This window comes from Actinomadura graeca (genome assembly GCF_019175365.1).
Taxonomy (GTDB): domain Bacteria; phylum Actinomycetota; class Actinomycetes; order Streptosporangiales; family Streptosporangiaceae; genus Spirillospora; species Spirillospora graeca.
In genome coordinates this window covers 2,589,540-2,608,411 of the sequence record NZ_CP059572.1, presented here as the reverse complement: position 1 = coordinate 2,608,411, position 18,872 = coordinate 2,589,540, and the positions used below count along the sequence as shown (strand labels likewise).

Here is an 18,872-nt window from a genome sequence, read left to right as displayed (position 1 = left end):
GTCTCCCGGCTGGCGCTGCTGAACCTGCTGACCGGCATGCAGGAGCAGGTGCGGATGCGGGTGGGCGAGCGGCTGCTGGCGGTGACCACGGTCGGGTTCGACATCGCCGGGCTGGAGCTGTTCCTGCCGCTCGTGCGCGGAGGCACGGTGGTGCTGGCGGACAAGGACGTCCTGTACGAACCGGACGCGCTGGGACGGCTGGTCGAGGACGCGGGGATCGGCGTCGTCCAGGCCACACCGAGCCTGTGGCGGTCGGTGCTGGCGGGCACCGGAGCCGACCTGGCCGGGCTGCGGGTGCTGGTCGGCGGCGAGGCCCTGCCCGCGGACCTGGCGGCGGCGCTCACGGCGTCCGCCGGTGAGGTGCTGAACGTGTACGGGCCGACGGAGACGACGATCTGGTCGACGTCGGCGTCGCTCGCGCCCGAAGCGCCCGAAGCGCCCGAAGCGCCCGAAGCGTCCGGGGCGGGCAAGGCACCCGGTGCGGCCGGAGACCCGCCGATCGGACGGCCGATCGCCAACACCCGCGTGTACGTGCTGGACGCGGCGCTGCGGCCGGTGCCCGCCGGTGTCGCCGGGGAGCTGTACATCGGCGGCTGCGGGCTGGCCCGCGGGTATCTGCGCCGCCCGGGCCTGACCGGGGAGCGGTTCGTCGCCTGCCCCTTCGGGCCGTCCGGGACACGGATGTACCGCACCGGTGACCTGGTCCGATGGGACGCCGGGGGCCTGCTCACGTTCATCGGCCGGGTCGACGACCAGGTCAAGATCCGGGGTTTCCGGATCGAGCCCGGCGAGATCGAGGCCGTCCTGCTCACGCATCCGTGCGTGGCGCGGGCGGTGGCGGTCTCCCGGGAGGACACGCCGGGCGACAGGCGACTCGTCGCCTACGTCGTCCCGGACGGCGGCGGTACCGGGGCCATGCCGGACGGTGGCACCGCGGAAGGCGACCTGCGGGGGTTCGTCGCGCGGTTCCTGCCGGAGTACATGGTCCCGGCCGCCGTTGTCGCCCTGCCGGAGCTGCCGCTGACGCCGAACGGGAAGCTGGATCGCCGGGCGCTGCCCGCGCCGGAGTACGCCGCGGGGGAGGGCCGGGGCCCCTCGACGGTCGAGGAGGAGCTGCTGTGCGGCGCGTTCGCGCAGGTGCTCGGCGTGGAGTCGGTCGGGGTGCACGACGGGTTCTTCGACCTCGGCGGGCATTCGCTGCTCGCGGTCCGGCTGGTGTCCCGCCTCCGGACGGTGCTCGGCGTGGAGGTCGAGGTCCGGACGCTGTTCGAGGCGCCGACGGTGGCGGCGCTGGCCGCGCGCCTGGCCGGTGACGGCGCGGGACGGGCGCGGACGCCGCTGCGGGCGGCCGCGCGGCCCGCGCGGGTGCCGCTGTCGTTCGCGCAGCGGCGGCTGTGGTTCCTGGCCCGGCTGGAGGGCCCCAGCCCGACCTACAACCTGCCGATGGTCGTCCACCTGACGGGCGGGCTGGACGTCGCGGCGCTGTCCGCGGCGTTCCGGGACGTGATCGCGCGCCACGAGTCGCTGCGGACGGTGTTCCCCGTGGCGGACGGCGAGCCCTACCAGCGGATCCTCGACGTCGAGGACCTGGACTGGGCGCCCGAGACGCGGCGGGTCGTCCCCGGGGAACTGCCGGACGCGGTGGCGCGGGCGTCGGCGCACGCGTTCGACCTGGCGGCGGAGGTGCCCATCCGGGCGTGGCTGTTCGAGACGGCCGCGGACGAGCGTGTGCTGGCGGTCGTGGTGCACCACATCGCCGGTGACGGCTGGTCGATGGGCCCGCTGGCCCGGGACCTGTCGGAGGCGTACGCGGCGCGGCTGGAGGGCGGGGGGCCGGGCTGGGAGCCGCTGCCGGTGCAGTACGCCGACTACGCGCTGTGGCAGCTGGAGCTGCTCGGCGAGGACGACGACCCGGACGCGCTGCTATCGGAGCAGGTCGCGTACTGGAGGCGGACGCTCGCGGGCGTCCCGGAGGAACTGGCGCTGCCCGCCGACCGGTCCCGTCCGGCGGCGGCCGGCCACCGCGGGCACCGGGTGGCGACGCGGGTGCCGGAGCCGGTGCGGGAGCGGCTGGCGGAGCTGGCCCGCGCCGAGGGCGTCACGCTGTTCATGGTGCTCCAGGCGGCGCTCGCGGTGACGCTGTCGCGGCTCGGCGCCGGAACCGACGTCCCCGTCGGGACGGCCGTCGCGGGACGCACCGACGAGGCCCTGGACGACCTGGTCGGCTTCTTCGTCAACACGCTGGTGATCCGCACGGACCTGTCCGGCGACCCGGAGTTCCGGGAGGTGCTCCGCCGGGTCCGCGAAGCGGGCCTGGACGCCCTCGCGCACCAGGACGTGCCGTTCGAGCGGCTGGTGGAGGAGCTGGCGCCGTCCCGGTCGCTGGCGCGGCACCCGCTGTTCCAGGTGATGCTCACCGTCGAGGACATCGGCCGCGCGGCGCCGGAACTGCCGGGGGTGCGGGTCGGCGGCACGTCCCCTGCTGCGGAGGACGGGTCCGCGGAGGACGGGCGGGTCTCCAATAGAACGGTCGCCCGGGCCGAGCCGGAGCCGGTGCCCGCGAAATTCGACCTCGACGTGGTGCTCGGCGAGGCGGTCGGCGGCGACGGCCGGCCGGACGGGCTGCGCGGGTCGGTCACCGGGTCGGCGGACCTGTTCGACGCGGCCACGGTCGAGGACCTCGCCCGCCGCTGGACACGCGTCCTGGAGATCGTGGCGGAGGCCCCGGCGGTGCGGCTGCACGCCGTGGACGTCCTGGACGCCGACGAGCGGGACCTGCTGCTGACCGGGTGGAACGACACCGGGCCGCCCCGCACGGACACGCCGGTGCACGTGGCGTTCGAACGGCGGGCGGCCGAGGTCCCGGACGCGACGGCGGTGGTGGCCGACGGCGCCGGGCTGACGTACGGGGACCTGGACGCCGACGCGAACCGGCTCGCGCACTTCCTGCGCGGCCAGGGGATCGGCGCCGAGTCGGTGGTGGGCCTCTGCCTCCCCCGGGACGAGCGGATGATCACGGCGGTGCTGGGGGTGTGGAAGGCGGGGGCCGCCTACGTCCCGGTCGACGCCCGGCACCCGGCCGAGCGCGCCGCCCTCGTCTTCGGCGACAGCGGCGCGGAACTGGTGCTGAGCACCCGGGACGTCCTGGACGGCCTGCCGCCCGGCCGGGCGCACGCGGTGGCGCTGGACGACCCGGACACCGCGGCGGCGCTCGCCGCATGCCCCGCGACGAGGATTCCCGACGTCGGTGCCGGTCCCGCCGCGCTCGCCTACGTGATCTACACGTCGGGGTCGACGGGCACGCCGAAGGGCGCGGCGATCACCCACGGCTCGCTCGCGAACCTGGTGTCGGTGTTCGGCCCGGTGATGGGCGCGGCCCCCGGCGAGGGGGTCCTGCAGTTCGCCTCGTTCGGCTTCGACGCGTCGGTCCTGGACGTGGCGGTGGCGCTGGCCTGCGGCGCGACCCTGTGGGTGGCCGGTGAGCGGCAGCGGACGCAGCCACGGTCGCTCGGCGGGCTGTCCGGGGTGACGGCGGCGAGCGTGGTGCCGTCGCTGCTCGGCGTGCTCGACCCGCCGGACCTCGCGCACGTGCGGACGATCCTGGTGGGCGCCGAGGCGATCGGCGAGCGGGCCGCGCGGACCTGGTCCGCGGGGCGACGGCTGGTGAACACCTACGGGCCGACCGAGGCGACGGTGATGGTGGCGTCGGGGCCGGTGGACCCGGACCGTCCCGGCCCGGTCCCGTTCGGCCGCCCGATCGCGGGCACCCGCCTCTACGTCCTGGACGAGACGCTCCGGCCGGTGCCGGTGGGGGTCGCCGGAGAGCTCTACATCGCCGGGGCCGCCCTCGCCCGGGGCTACGTGCGCCGCCCCGGCCTGACCGCCGAGCGCTTCGTGGCGTGCCCGTTCGGGCCCGGCGGCGAGCGGATGTACCGGACGGGTGACTTGGTCAGGTGGTGTCCCGACGGTCAGCTGACGTTCGCGGGCCGCGCCGACGAGCAGGTGAAGATCCGCGGGTTCCGGATCGAGCCCGGCGAGGTCGAGGCCGTCCTGCACGCGCACCCGGACGTCGCGCAGGCGGCCGTCGTCGCCCGGGAGGACACGCCCGGCGACAGGCGCCTCGTGGCCTACGTCGTACCGGCGGCCACCGCCACCGTCCCAGGCTCCGGGGCACCGGATCCCGGGGAGACGGAAGACGGCGGCCTCGGCGCGCGGTTGCGGGAGCACGTGGCGCGGCGGTTGCCGGACCACATGGTCCCGGCCGCCGTGGTGGCCCTGCCCGGGCTTCCGCTGACGTCCAACGGCAAGCTCGACCGCCGGGCGCTGCCCGCCCCCGAGTACGGGGCGGGCGCCGGACGCGCCCCCGAGACGCCGCGGGAGGAGATCCTGTGCGCGGCGTTCGCCGAGGTCCTCGGGCTGCCGTCGGTGAGCGCGGACGACGACTTCTTCCGCCTGGGCGGCCACTCGCTGCTCGCGGTGACGCTCGTGGAGCTGCTGCGGACGCGCGGGGTGACGGTGTCGGTGCGGGCGCTGTTCGAGTCCCCGACCCCGGCGGGCATGGCGCGCGCCGCCGGTGCCGCGCCGGTGGAGGTCCCGGCGAACCTCATCCCCCCGGACGCCGGGCGGATCACCCCGGACATGCTGCCGCTGGTGGACCTCACCGACGACGAGGTCGCCGTCATCGTCGAGGGCGTCCCGGGCGGCGCCCCGAACATCGCCGACGTCTACCCGCTCGCGCCGCTCCAGGAGGGCATGCTGTTCCACCACCTGCTGGCGGGCGGCGGCGCGGACGCCTACCTGACGGTGTGGGGGCTGGAGTTCGACACCCGCGCCCGCCTCGACGGGTTCGCGGCGGCGTTGCAGCAGGTCATCGACCGGCACGACATCTACCGCACGGGCGTGACGTGGGAGGGGCTCCGCGAGCCCGTCCAGGTGGTGTGCCGGAGGGCGGCGCTGCCGGTGCGGGAGCACGTCCTGGACGATCCCGGCGTCGGCCCGGTGGACGCCCTTGCGGCGCTCGCGGGTCCGAGCATGGACCTGGGCCGGGCGCCGCTGCTGGACCTGCACGTCGCGGGGCTGGGCGACGGCCGGTGGCTCGGCGTCGTGCGGATGCACCACATGGTGCAGGACCACCAGGGCATGGACGTGCTGATGGGGGAGCTGCGGCGGGTGCTCGCCGGCGGGGAGGAGCGGCTCGCGCCCGCGGCGCCGTTCCGCAACTTCGTCGCCCAGGCCCGTGAGGGCGTCTCCCGCGCCGACCACGAGCGGTTCTTCGCCGCGCTGCTCGGCGACGTCACCGAGACGACCGCGCCGTTCGGCCTGATGGACGTCCACGGCGACGGCAGCGGCCAGGTCAACGAGCTCGTCCGGGTCCCCGCGGACGTGGTCGCGGGGCTGCGCCGCGCCGCGCGGCGGCTCGGGGTCAGCGCGGCGACGGTCCTGCACGTCGCGTGGGCGCGCGTGCTGGCGACGCTGTCGGGACGTGACGACGTGGTGTTCGGCACCGTGCTGTTCGGGCGGATGAACGCCGGTGAGGGCGCCGACCGGGTGCAGGGCCCGTTCTTCAACACCCTGCCGGTGCGGGTCGGGACCGCCGGGACCGGCGTCCGCGCCGCCGTCGAGGAGATGCGGACGCAGCTGGCCGGGCTGCTGGAGCACGAGCACGCCCCGCTGGCGGCGGCGCAGCAGGCCAGCGGGATCACCGGGAACACGCCGCTGTTCACCTCGCTGTTCAACTACCGGCACGCGGGCCACGAGACGGACGGCGCCGGACGGGACGCCGTCGAGGGCATCCGGCAGGTCTTCACCCGGCTCCAGAACAGCTATCCGCTGACCGTGTCGGTGAACGACCGTGGTGAGGACGAGCTCAGCTTCAGCGTCCTGGCCGTGAAGCCCATCGACGCGCGCGCCGTCGGCCGCCTCATCCGCACCGCCCTGACGAACATGGTCGGGGCGCTCACCGCCGCGCTCGACGGCGGGCCCGACACGTCCCTGCGGACCCTGGACGTCCTCGACGCCCGGGAACGCCGCCGCCTGCTGCTGGAGTGGAACGACACCGCGGCGGCGGCGCCCGCGCCGAGCGTCCTGGCGCTGTTCGAGCGGGCGGCCGCCGCCGCCCCGGAGGCGGTCGCGCTCGCCGACGGCGGCACCGCGACCACGTACCGGGAACTGGACGAGCGCGCGGACCGGCTCGCGCGCCGCCTGCGGCACGCGGGCGCGGGCGCGGAGTCGGTCGTCGCGCTGTGCCTGCCGCCCGGAGCGGAGACGATCACCGCGATGCTGGGCGTGTGGAAGGCCGGCGCGGCGTACCTGCCGGTCGACGGGCGGCTGCCCGCGGAGCGGATCGCGTTCATGCTCGCCGACAGCGGGGCCCGCGTGCTCCTGTCCGGCGGCGCGGACACCTCCGCCCTGACCGGCGCGGAAGCCTTCGCCCTGACCGGCGTGGATACCGGCGGGCCGACCGGCGGCGCCGGGACCGGAACGGGCGCCGGGAGCGTCGCCGGTGTGCCCGTCCTCCCCCTTGACGGCCCGGACGCGCCCGACGGCGGCGCCGCGCTCCCGTCCTCGGCGTCGGCGGACCCGTCCGGCCTCGCGTACGTGATCTACACGTCGGGGTCCACGGGGACGCCGAAGGGCGTGGCGGTCACGCGCGGGTCGCTGGCCAACTACGTCGCCTCGGTGTCGGACCGGCTGGGCTGGTCCGGCGAAGGCGCCCGGTACGGGCTGCTGCAACCCCAGGTGACCGACCTGGGCAACACCGTGATCTTCATCGCGCTCGCCACGGGCGGGCGGCTGCACGTCCTGGACCAGGCGGCCGTCATGGACGCCGACGCCGTCGCCGGATATCTCGCCGAGCACCGCGTCGACTTCGTCAAGACGGTCCCCTCGCACATGGCCGCCCTGGCCGCCGCGGCGGGCATGGAGCGGATCGTCCCGCGCCGGTCGGTGGTGATCGGCGGGGAGGCCGCCCCCGTCGCCTGGGTCCGCGACCTGGTCCGCGTGGCCGGGGACCGGCGGGTGTTCAACCACTACGGGCCGACCGAGACCACGATCGGCATCGCGACCGCCGAGCTGTCGGCCGCCGCGCTCGCCTCCGGCGCCGTCCCGATCGGCACGCCGATCGGCGGCACCCGCCTGTACGTCCTGGACGACGCGCTGATGCCCGTCCCGGCCGGGGTGGCCGGGGAGCTGTACGCCGCGGGGACCCCGGTGGCCCGCGGCTACGTCGGCCGCCCGGGGCTCACCGGGCAGCGGTTCGTGGCCTGCCCCTTCGAGTCCGGGCAGCGGATGTACCGCACCGGCGACCTCGCCCGGTGGACCCAGGACGGGCAGCTGGTGTTCGCCGGGCGCGCGGACGACCAGGTGAAGATCCGCGGGTTCCGGATCGAGCCCGCCGAGATCGAGGCGGCCCTGCGCGCCTGCCCCGGCGTCGAGCAGGCCGCCGTCGTCGCCCGCGACGACACTCCGGCGGGCACGCGCCTCGTCGCCTACATCGTCCCCGCCGACGGATCCGGTGACGGGTCCGACGAGGGGGCCGGAAACGGGTCCGTCGACGGGTCCGCCGACGCCGCCTTGGGGGTGCTGCGGGAGGAGCTGGCCGGGCGGCTGCCCGAGTACATGGTCCCCGCCGCCATCGTCGCGCTCCCCGAACTGCCCCTGACCCCCAGCGGGAAACTGGACCGCAAGGCCCTGCCCGCGCCCGGCCACGCGGCCGACCGGCACGCCGCACGGGAGCCCGCGAACGAGAACGAGGCGGTCCTCTGCGAGGTCTTCGCGGAGGTGCTCGAACTGGAGTCCGTCCGGGTGGACGGCGACTTCTTCGACCTGGGCGGGCATTCGCTGCTCGCGATCCGCCTGCTGTCGCGCATCCGGTCCCGGCTCGGCGCGGAGGTCAAGATCCGGGCGCTGTTCGAGGCGCCGACCCCGGAACGGCTCGCGGCGAGACTCGGGACCACGAGGAAGACACGACCGGCACTACGTCCGATGCGTAAGGAGGATCAGTGATGATTCCGTTGTCGTTCGCGCAGCGCCGGCTGTGGTTCCTGAACCAGCTGGAAGGCCCGAGCCCCACCTACAACCTCCCGCTGATGATCTCGCTCTCCGGGGACCTGGACCCGGCGGCGCTGAACACGGCGCTGCTCGACGTGATCGTCCGGCATGAGGCCCTGCGCACCACCTTCCTGGTCGCCGACGGCGAGCCGTACCAGCACATCCTCCGCCCCGAGGAGCTGGACTGGGCGCTGGAGGTGCGCCATGTGGCGCCCGGCGAGCTGCACGCCGCCGCCGAACGCGCCGCGTGGTACACCTTCGACCTCGCGCGTGAGGTGCCGATCCGCGCCTGGGTCTTCCTCACCGATGACGGCGAGAGCCTGATCGTCATCCTCGTGCACCACATCGCCGGGGACGGCTGGTCGATGGCGCCCCTCGCCCGCGACGTCTCGGCGGCGTACACGGCGCGGCTGGAGGGTCGCGAGCCGGGCTGGGAGCCGCTGCCCGTCCAGTACGCCGACTACGCGTTATGGCAGCGTGAGCTGCTGGGCGAGGAGTCCGACCCGGAAAGCCTGGTGGCCGAGCAGGTCGAGTACTGGCGGCGGACGCTCGCCGGCGCGCCCGAGGAGCTGGCCCTGCCCTCGGACCGGCCGCGCCCCGCGGTGGCCACCCACCGCGGATACCGGGTGCCGTTGCAGGTCCCGGCCGACGTGCACGAACGGCTGGCGGAGCTGGCGCGGGCCGAGGGCGCCACCACGTTCATGCTGGTGCAGGCGGTGCTGGCCGTCCTGCTGCGGCGCCTCGGCGCCGGAATCGACATCCCCATCGGCGCGGTCGTCGCGGGACGCACCGACGAGGCCCTGGACGACCTGGTCGGCTTCTTCGTCAACACGCTGGTGATCCGGGCGGACCTGTCGGGCACCCCGGCGTTCCGGGAGGTCCTCGCCCGCGTCCGGGAGGTGAGCCTGGATGCGATGGAGCACCAGGACGTGCCGTTCGAGCGCGTCGTGGAGGAGCTCGCCCCCGTCCGGTCGCTCAGCCGGAGCCCGCTGTTCCAGGTGGCGCTGACCGTCCAGAACACCCGGCGCTCGACGCTCGCCCTGCCCGACGTCAGCGCGGGCGGTGGCGCCTCGGTCGCGGACAGGCACGTGATGGTGCCGGTGAAGTTCGACCTCGACATCGCGGTGTGGGAGGTGCACGACGAGCAGGGCCGCCCTGCCGGGCTGCGCGGCTCGATCGCCGCGGCGGCCGACCTGTTCGACGTGGAGTCCGCCGAGACGTTCGCGCGGAGGTGGGAGCGCGTCCTCGACCTCGTGACCGCGGCGCCCGACGTCCCGGTGCACGCCCTCGACATCCTCGACGCCGGGGAACGCCGCCGGATCCTCGGCGACTGGAACGACACCGCGACTCCGGAAACCTCGGCTCCGGACACGGCGCCCTCCGTCGTGGAGCGCTTCGAGCGGCAGGCCGCCGCGTCCCCCGCCGCGGACGCCGTCCTGGCCGGCGACGCCCGCGTGTCCTACGCGGAACTCGACGCGTCGGCGAACCGCCTGGCCGGTCACCTGCGCGGGCTCGGCGTGGGCGCGGAGTCGGTCGTGGGCGTGTGCGTGCCGCGCGGCCCCGAGCTGGTGACCGCGATCGTCGCCGTGCTGAAGACCGGCGCGGCGTACCTGCCGATCGACGTGCGCCATCCGGCGGAGCGGATCGGGTTCATGCTGGCCGACGGCCGCGCCCCCGTGGTGCTCGGCACCGGCGACGTGCTCGACGAGCTGCCGCTGCGCGGCGTCCTGCCCGTCCCGATGGACGACCCGCACGTGCGCGCGCAGATCGCGGCGTGCCCGGACACCGCGCCGGACGTGACGATCCATCCCTTTGGCACGGCCTATGTGATCTATACGTCGGGTTCGACGGGGACACCGAAGGGCGTGGCGGTCACGCACGCCGGGGCGGCGAACCTGGTGGCGGCGCAGGCGCGGCATTTCGAGGTGGGGCCCGGCTCGCGGGTGTTGCAGTTCGCTTCGGCGGGTTTCGACGCGGCGGTCTCCGAGGTGCTGGTGACGCTGTGCTCGGGTGCGGCGCTGGTGATGGCGTCGGCCGATGAGCTGATCCCCGGCGCGGGGTTGGTGGGTGTCGTGGCGGACCATGGGGTGACGTGTGCGACGTTGCCACCTGCGGTGCTGTCGGCGTTGAGTGCTGATGACCTGGCCTCGGTGGAGACGCTGGTGTCGGCAGGCGAGGCTTTGGACGCGGGTCTGGTAGGGGTGTGGGCGCCGGGTCGTCGTCTGATCAATGCGTATGGTCCGACGGAGACGACGGTGTGCGCGTCGATGTCGTCTACGCTGGCCGCCGGGGACGCCCCGACGATCGGCACGCCGATGGCCAACACGCGCGTGTTCGTCTTGGACGACGTCCTCAACCCGGTTCCGGCGGGTGCGCTGGGAGAGCTGTATGTGGCGGGCACCGGCGTCGCCCGCGGATATGTGGGACGGTCGGCCCTGACGGGTGAGCGGTTCGTGGCGTGCCCGTGGGGTTCGTCGCCGGGTGAGCGGATGTACCGGACCGGTGACCTGGCCAAATGGACTCCGGACGGCCGGTTGATGTTCGTCGGGCGCGCCGACGACCAGGTGAAGATCCGCGGCTTCCGCATCGAGCCCGGCGAGATCGAGGCCGTGCTGGCGGCGCGTCCTGACGTGGCCCGGGCGGCGGTGGTCGCCCGCGAGGACACCCCGGGGGACCGGAGGCTCGTCGCCTACATCGTGCCCGCCGGTCACGACCCCGGCCCGGGCCGCGGCCCGGACTCCGGCTCCGATTCCGGTCCCGGCTCTGGTCCCGGCTCCGACTTCGGTGATCTGCGGGACTTCGTCGCGGAGCGGCTGCCGGAGTACATGGTCCCGGCAGCGGTGGTCGTGCTCGCCGAGCTTCCCCTGACCGCCAGCGGCAAGCTCGACCGCAAGGCCCTGCCCTCGCCCGACTACGCCTCCGGAGCCGGGGCGGGCCGCGGCCCCTCGACGGCGCAGGAGGAGATCCTCTGCGGGGCGTTCGCCGATGTCCTGGGCCTCGACTCGGTGGGCGTTGACGACAGCTTCTTCGAGCTGGGCGGGCATTCGCTGCTGGCGGTCCGCCTGGTGTCGCGGATCAGGACCGTCCTCGGCGCCGAGGTCGAGGTCCGCACGCTGTTCGAGGTGCCGACGGTCGCGGCCCTGGCCGCCCGCCTGGCCGAGGGCGACGTGGACCGGGCCCGTGTTCCGCTGCGCGCGGTGGAGCGTCCGGAGCGGGTGCCGTTGTCGTTCGCGCAGCGACGCCTCTGGTTCCTCACCCAGCTGGAAGGACCGAGCCAGACCTACAACGTCCCCACCCCGATCCGCCTGCCGGACGTGGACGTCGCGGCGTTGCGGGCGGCCTTGCGGGACGTGATCGGGCGCCACGAGTCGCTGCGGACGATCTTCCCGTCCAGCGACGGCGAGCCCTACCAGCACATCCTGGATCCGCAGGATCTCGACTGGGACCTGGAGGTCGTCCCCGTCGAGGCCGGTGACCTGGCCGACTCCGTGAGGTGGACGTCGCATCACGTCTTCGACCTGTCGGCGGAGATCCCGATCCGCGCATGGCTGTTCCAGGCCGGGGACGGCGGTGACGCCGGGGAGGTCGGTGAGGCCGGGCGGCCGGACGAGCAGGTGCTGGTCGTGGTCATGCACCACATCGCCAGTGACGGCTGGTCGCGCGGTCCGCTGGGCCGGGACGTGTCGGTGGCGTATGCGGCGCGGCTCCAGGGCCGGGCGCCTGAGTGGGAGCCGTTGCCCGTCCAGTACGCCGACTATGCGTTGTGGCAGCGCGAGCTGCTGGGGGAGGAGTCCGACCCTGACAGCTTGCTGTCGGCGCAGGTGGAGTACTGGCGGCGGACGCTCTCCGGGGCACCGGAGGAGTTGACCTTGCCGGCGGACCGGCCGCGTCCGGCGACGGCGAGTCATCGCGGTCACGCGGTGCCGTTGCGCGTTCCGGCCGGGATCCATGGGCGGCTGGTGGAGCTGGCGCGGGCCGAGGGCGTGACGACGTTCATGGTCGTCCAGGCGGCGCTCGCGGTGACGCTGTCGCGGCTCGGCGCCGGAACCGACATCCCGATCGGGTCGGGTGTCGCCGGACGTACCGATGAGGCGCTGGACGATCTGGTCGGCTTCTTCATCAACACCCTGGTCATCCGCACCGACCTGTCCGGCGACCCGGAGTTCCGGCAGGTGCTGGGGCGGGTCCGTGAGGCGAGCCTGGGCGCGCTGGCGCATCAGGACGTCCCGTTCGAGCGGCTGGTGGAGGAGTTGGCGCCCGAGCGGTCGATGGCGCGGCATCCGCTGTTCCAGGTCGTGCTCACGTTGCAGAACGTCGAACGCGCCGTCCTGGACATCCCCGGCGCGCGGACGGGCGCGGGAGCCGTACGCGGCCTGGAGACCGCGGCGGTGGCGTCGGTGAAGACCGACGTGGACGTGATGGTCGGGGAGGTGTTCGACGAGGACGGCCGTCCGGCGGGGTTGCGCGGCTCGGTGACGGTGGCGGCGGACCTGTTCGACGCACCCGCCGCGACGCGGCTGGCCGGGTGGTTCACGCGTGTCCTGGACGTGGTGACCGCGGCTCCGGGCATCGCCCTGCACGCGGTGGACGTCCTGGACCCGGAGGAACGCGATCAGGTCCTCGCCGGATGGAACGACACCGCGATGGCGGCGGCGGGCACGACCGTCCTCGACCTGTTCGAGCGGCGGGTCGAGGACGCCCCGGACGCCATGGCCGTGGACGGCGCGTGCACCGGGCTTACCTACGCCCAGCTGGACGCGTCGGCGAACCGCCTGGCCGGTTACCTGCGCGACCTGGGCGTCGGCGCGGAATCGGTCGTGGGCCTGTGCATGCCACGGGACGCGCGGCTGGTGACGGCGATCATGGGCGTTCTCAGGGCGGGCGCCGCGTATCTGCCGGTCGACGTGCGGCTGCCCGCCGAGCGGGTGGCGTTCATGCTGGCCGACAGCCGAACCCAGCTGGTGCTCGGCACCCAGGACGCGCTCGGCGACCTGCCGGCCGGGCGCGTCCGCATGATCGCGATCGACGACCCGGTGAACGCCGCCGTCCTGGACGGGTACGCCGACACTCCTGTGGACGGCGCCGTGGACCCGTCCGGCCTCGCGTATGTGATCTACACGTCCGGCTCGACCGGAACGCCCAAGGGCGTCGCGGTGACGCATGGCGGCGTGGTGAACCTGGTCGCGGCGCAGTCACGGCACTTCGAGGTGGGGCCGGGTTCCCGGGTGTTGCAGTTCGCGTCGATCGGGTTCGACGCGGCGGTGTCCGAAGTGCTCGTCACGCTGTGCTCCGGTGCGGCGCTGGTGATGGCGTCGGCTGACGAGCTGATCCCCGGAGCCGGGCTGGCAGAGGTGGTGACCGGTCAGGGCGTGACGCATACGACGCTGCCGCCCGCGGTGCTGGGCGCGCTCGGAGCCGACGATCTGGGTTCGGTGCAGACGCTCGTGTCGGCGGGTGAGGCCCTGGACGCGGGCCTGGTGGAGGTGTGGGCGCCGGGCCGTCGTCTGATCAACGCCTATGGCCCGACGGAGACGACGGTGTGCGCGTCGATGTCGGCACCGCTGGCCGCCGGGGACGATCCGACGATCGGCACCCCGATGGCCAACACCCGGCTGTTCGTCCTGGACGAGGCGTTGAGCCCGGCACCTGTGGGCGCGGCGGGCGAGCTCTACGTCGCGGGGACGGGCGTGGCCCGCGGCTATGTGGGCCGGCCCGCTCTGACGGGTGAACGGTTCGTGGCGTGCCCGTGGGGTTCGTCGCCGGGCGAGCGCATGTACCGGACCGGTGACCTGGCCAAATGGACGCCGGACGGCCGGTTGACGTTCGCAGGCCGCACCGACGACCAGGTGAAGATCCGCGGGTTCCGCATCGAGCCGGGCGAGATCGAGGCCGCTCTGCTCACCCACACCGACGTGGCGCGCGCGGCCGTGATCGCCCGCGAGGACACCCCGGGTGACAGGAGGCTCGTCGCCTATGTCCTCCTCGACGGCACCGGCCTGGACGGTACCGGCCTTACCGGCGGCGGCGCCGAGGCCGGTGAGCTGCGGGAGTTCGTGGCGGGACGGCTGCCGGACTACATGGTCCCGGCCGCGGTGGTCGCCCTCGCCGACCTGCCGCTGACCCCCAACGGGAAGCTCGACCGCCGCGCGTTACCGGCTCCGGAGTACAGCGCCGGTGGAGGCCGCGGCCCGGCCACCCCACAGGAGGAGGCCCTGTGCGGGGCGTTCGCCGATGTCCTGGGCCTCGCTTCGGTGGGCGTTGACGACAGCTTCTTTGAGTTGGGTGGGCATTCGCTGCTGGCGGTCCGGCTGGTGTCGCGGATCAGGTCGTTGCTGGGTGTGGAGGTCGAGGTCCGGACGTTGTTCGAGGTGCCGACGGTGGCGGGGCTGGCCGCCCGTCTGGCCCTGGGCGATGTGGACCGGGCTCGTGTTGCGTTGCGTGCGGTGGAGCGTCCGGAGCGGGTGCCGTTGTCGTTCGCGCAGCGACGGCTCTGGTTCCTCGCCCAGCTTGAGGGCCCGAGCGCGACCTACAACGTCCCCACTCCGATCCGGCTGCGGGGAGTGGACGTCCCGGCGTTGCGAGCGGCGTTGCGCGACGTCATCGGGCGCCACGAGTCGCTCCGCACGGTGTTCCCGTCCGTGGAGGGCGAGCCCTACCAGCGCATCCTCGATCCGGACGAGCTGGAGTGGGACCTGACGATCAGCGAGGTGGAGCCCGGCGATCTGGCCAGGGCCGTCGAGCGGGCCACCCGGTATGAGTTCGACCTGTCGGCGGAGATCCCGATCCGCGCGTGGCTGTTCCAGGCCGGGGACGCCGGGAAGGCCGGAGACGCCGGGCAGGCGGACGAGCAGGTGCTGATGGTGGTCATGCACCACATCGCCAGTGACGGCTGGTCGCGCGGTCCGCTGGGCCGGGACGTGTCGGTGGCGTATGCGGCGCGGCTTGAGGGGCGGGCTCCGGAGTGGGAGCCGTTGCCCGTCCAGTACGCCGACTATGCGTTGTGGCAGCGTGAGCTGCTGGGGGAGGAGTCGGACCCGGAGAGTCTGCTGTCGGCGCAGGTGGAGTACTGGCGGCGGACCCTGTCCGGGGCGCCGGAGGAGTTGGCCTTGCCGGTGGACCGGCCGCGTCCGGCGGTGGCGAGTCATCGCGGTCATGTCGCGCCGCTCCGGATTCCCGCCGAGATTCATGGGCGGCTGGTGGAGCTGTCCCGGGCCGAGGGCGCCACGACGTTCATGATCGTGCAGGCGGCGCTCGCGGTGACGTTGTCGCGGCTGGGTGCGGGGACCGATATCCCGATCGGGTCGGGTGTGGCGGGCCGTACCGATGAGGCGCTGGACGATCTGGTCGGCTTCTTCCTGAACTCCCTGGTGATCCGGACGGACCTGTCGGGTGACCCGGAGTTCCGGCAGGTGCTGGGGCGGGTCCGTGAGGCGAGCCTGGGCGCGCTGGCGCATCAGGACGTCCCGTTCGAGCGGCTGGTGGAAGAGCTGGCGCCCGAGCGGTCGATGGCGCGCCACCCGCTGTTCCAGGTCGTGCTCACGTTGCAGAACGTCGAACGCGCCGTCCTGGACATCCCCGGAGTGCAGGCCGGAGCCGTGTCCGGCCTGGACGCCGCGGCGGTGGCGTCGGTGAAGACCGACGTGGACGTGATGGTCGGGGAGGTGTTCGACGAGGACGGCCGTCCGGCGGGGTTGCGCGGCTCGGTGACGGTGGCGGCGGACCTGTTCGACGCACCCGCGGCGGAACGGATCGTCGGCTGGTTCACGCGTGTCCTGGACGTGGTGACCGCGGCTCCGGGCACCGTCCTGCACGCGGTGGACCTACTGGACCCGGACGAGCGCGATCGCGTCCTCGTCGGATGGAACGACACCGCGGCGGCGGTGGCGGGCGCGACCGTCCTCGACCTGTTCGAGCGGCAGGTCGCGGAGGCCCCGGAGGCGGTGGCCGTGGCCGGCGGGCACGCCGGGCTGACCTACGCCGACCTGGACGCGTCGGCGAACCGCCTGGCCGCTCACCTGCGCGGGCTCGGAGTGGGCGCGGAATCGGCCGTCGGCCTGTGCATGCCGCGCGGCGCGCGGCTCGTCACCGCGATCCTGGCGGTGCTGAAGGCGGGCGCCGCGTACCTGCCGATCGACGTCCGGTACCCGGCGGAGCGGGTCGGGTTCATGCTGGCCGACAGCCGCACGCTCGTGGTCCTCGGCACGAAGGACGTCCTCGACGAACTGCCGCTGCGGGGCGTCCTGCCGGTGGCGGTGGACGATCCGCGCGTCCGGGACCAGGTCGCGGCCCACCCGGGCACCTCGTCCGGGCTCGCCGTGGACCCGTCCGGCCTGGCGTATGTGATCTACACGTCCGGTTCGACCGGAACGCCCAAGGGCGTGGCGGTCACACATGCCGGTGCGGTGAATCTTGTGGCGGCGCAGGCGCGGCATTTCGAGGTGGGGCCCGGCTCGCGGGTGTTGCAGTTCGCGTCGGTGGGGTTCGACGCGGCGGTGTCCGAGGTTCTGGTCACGCTGTGCTCGGGTGCGACCCTGGTGATGGCGTCGGCGGACGACCTCGTCCCGGGCGCCGGATTGGCGGACGTCGTGACCGGCCAGGGCGTGACGCACGCGACGCTGCCCCCGGCTGCGCTGAGTGCGCTCGACGCGGGCACCGTGCCGTCGCTGGAGACGCTGGTGTCGGCGGGTGAGGCCCTGGACGCGAGCCTGGTGGAGGTGTGGGCGCCGGGCCGTCGTCTGATCAATGCGTATGGCCCGACGGAGACGACGGTGTGCGCGTCGATGTCGGCTCCGCTGGCCGCCGGGGACGCCCCGACGATCGGCACACCGATGGCCAACACCCGCGTGTACATCCTGGACGGGGCGTTGACCCCGGCGCCCGTCGGCGTGGCGGGCGAACTGTATGTGGCCGGTGACGGGGTGGCCCGCGGCTACGTGGGTCAGCCCGTCCTCACGGGTGGGCGGTTCGTGGCGTGCCCGTGGGGTGCGTCGCCGGGTGAGCGGATGTACCGGACCGGTGACCTGGCCAAATGGACTCCGGACGGCCGGTTGATGTTCGTCGGGCGCGCCGACGATCAGGTGAAGATCCGGGGCTTCCGCATCGAGCCGGGCGAGGTCGAGACCGTCCTGCGCACCCACCCGGACGTCACGCGGGCCGCCGTGGTCGCCCGCGAGGACACCCCGGGTGACAGGCGCCTCGTCGCCTACATCGTGCCCGCCGACGCCCGAACCGGAACCGACATCGACACCGGCGGCCTGCGCAAGTTCGTGGCGGGACGGCTGCCGGAGTACATGGTCCCGGCCGCGGTGGTCGTGCTCGCCGGGCTTCCCCTGACCGCCAGCGGCAAGCTGGACCGCAAGGCCCTGCCCGCCCCCGACTACGCCTCCGCGGCCGGGGCGGGCCGCGGTCCGTCGACGGCGCAGGAGGAGATCCTTTGCGGGGCGTTCGCCGATGTCCTGGGCCTCGATTCGGTGGGCGTCGATGACAGCTTCTTCGAGTTGGGTGGGCATTCGCTGCTGGCGGTGCGTCTGGTGTCGCGGATCAGGTCGTTGCTTGGTGTGGAGGTCGAGGTCCGGACGTTGTTCGAGGTGCCGACGGTGGCGGGTCTGGCCGCCCGTCTGGCCCTAGGCGATGTGGACCGGGCCCGGGTCGCGTTGCGTGCGGTGGAGCGTCCGGAGCGGGTGCCGCTGTCGTTCGCGCAGCGGCGGCTCTGGTTCCTCGCGCAACTGGAAGGGCCGTCTTCGACCTACAACATCCCCGCCGTGCTCCGACTGGCGGGCGAGGTGGACACCGATGCCCTCGCCACGGCCCTGCGGGATGTGATCGGGCGCCACGAGTCGCTCCGCACGGTGTTCCCGTCCGTGGACGGAGAACCCCACCAGCACATCTCGGACGTGCGTGACCTTCAATGGGACCTGGAAGTGTCCCGCGTGGCGGCCGGGGAGCTGGCCGAGGCGGTGGCACAGGCCGGGCGGTACGAGTTCGACCTGTCGGCGGAGATCCCGATCCGCGCATGGCTGTTCCAGGCCGGGGACACCGAAGAAGCCGGGGACGCCGGGCGGCCGGACGAGCAGGTGCTGGTCGTGGTCATGCACCACATCGCCAGCGACGGCTGGTCGCGCGGCCCGCTGGCCCGGGACGTGTCGGTGGCGTATGCGGCGCGGCTCCAGGGCCGGGCCCCCGAGTGGGAACCGTTGCCCGTCCAGTACGCCGATTACGCCTTATGGCAGCGCGAGCTGCTGGGGGAGGAAACCGACCCTGACAGCTTGCTGTCGGCGCAGGTGGAGTACTGGCGGCGGACCCTGTCCGGGGCGCCCGAAGAGCTGACGTTGCCCGCGGACCGGCCACGCCCCGCAGTGGCGAGCCACCGTGGCCACGCGGTGCCGTTGCGGATACCGGCGGAGATCCACGAGCGGGTGGCCGAGCTGGCGCGGGCCGAGGGCGCCACGACGTTCATGATCGTCCAAGCCGCGCTCGCGGTGACGCTGTCACGTCTCGGCGCCGGAACCGACATCCCGATCGGGTCGGGTGTGGCGGGCCGTACCGACGAGGCGCTGGACGATCTGGTCGGCTTCTTCATCAACACCCTGGTCATCCGCACCGACCTGTCCGGCGATCCGCGGTTCCGGCAGATTCTGGGACGGGTCCGCGAGGCGAGCCTGAGCGCGTTCGCGCATCAGGACGTCCCGTTCGAGCGGCTGGTGGAGGAGCTGGCGCCCGAGCGGGCGATGGCGCGCCATCCGCTGTTCCAGGTGATGCTCACCTTGCAGAACGTCGAGCGCACGGTGCTGGACGTGCCCGGCGCACGCATGGGAGCCGCCCCC

2 protein-coding genes (both cut by a window edge) are annotated in these 18,872 nt (G+C 74.0%); both read left to right on the top strand.

What is annotated here, in order from left to right; all coding sequences use genetic code 11:
• A protein-coding gene (locus AGRA3207_RS11620; protein WP_273700030.1) for a non-ribosomal peptide synthetase crosses the window boundary here: on the top strand, positions 1-8,004 show its end. It extends 27,528 nt beyond the left edge of the window; the window shows 8,004 of its 35,532 coding nt (coding positions 27,529-35,532); its start codon lies off the left edge, out of view; its stop codon occupies positions 8,002-8,004.
• A protein-coding gene (locus AGRA3207_RS11615; RefSeq protein WP_273700059.1) for a non-ribosomal peptide synthetase crosses the window boundary here: on the top strand, positions 8,004-18,872 show its 5' end (the start). 15,669 nt of this gene lie beyond the right edge of the window; only the first 10,869 of its 26,538 coding nucleotides appear in the window; the start codon lies at positions 8,004-8,006; its stop codon lies beyond the right edge, outside the window. The genes AGRA3207_RS11620 and AGRA3207_RS11615 overlap by 1 nt, the downstream gene beginning before the upstream one ends.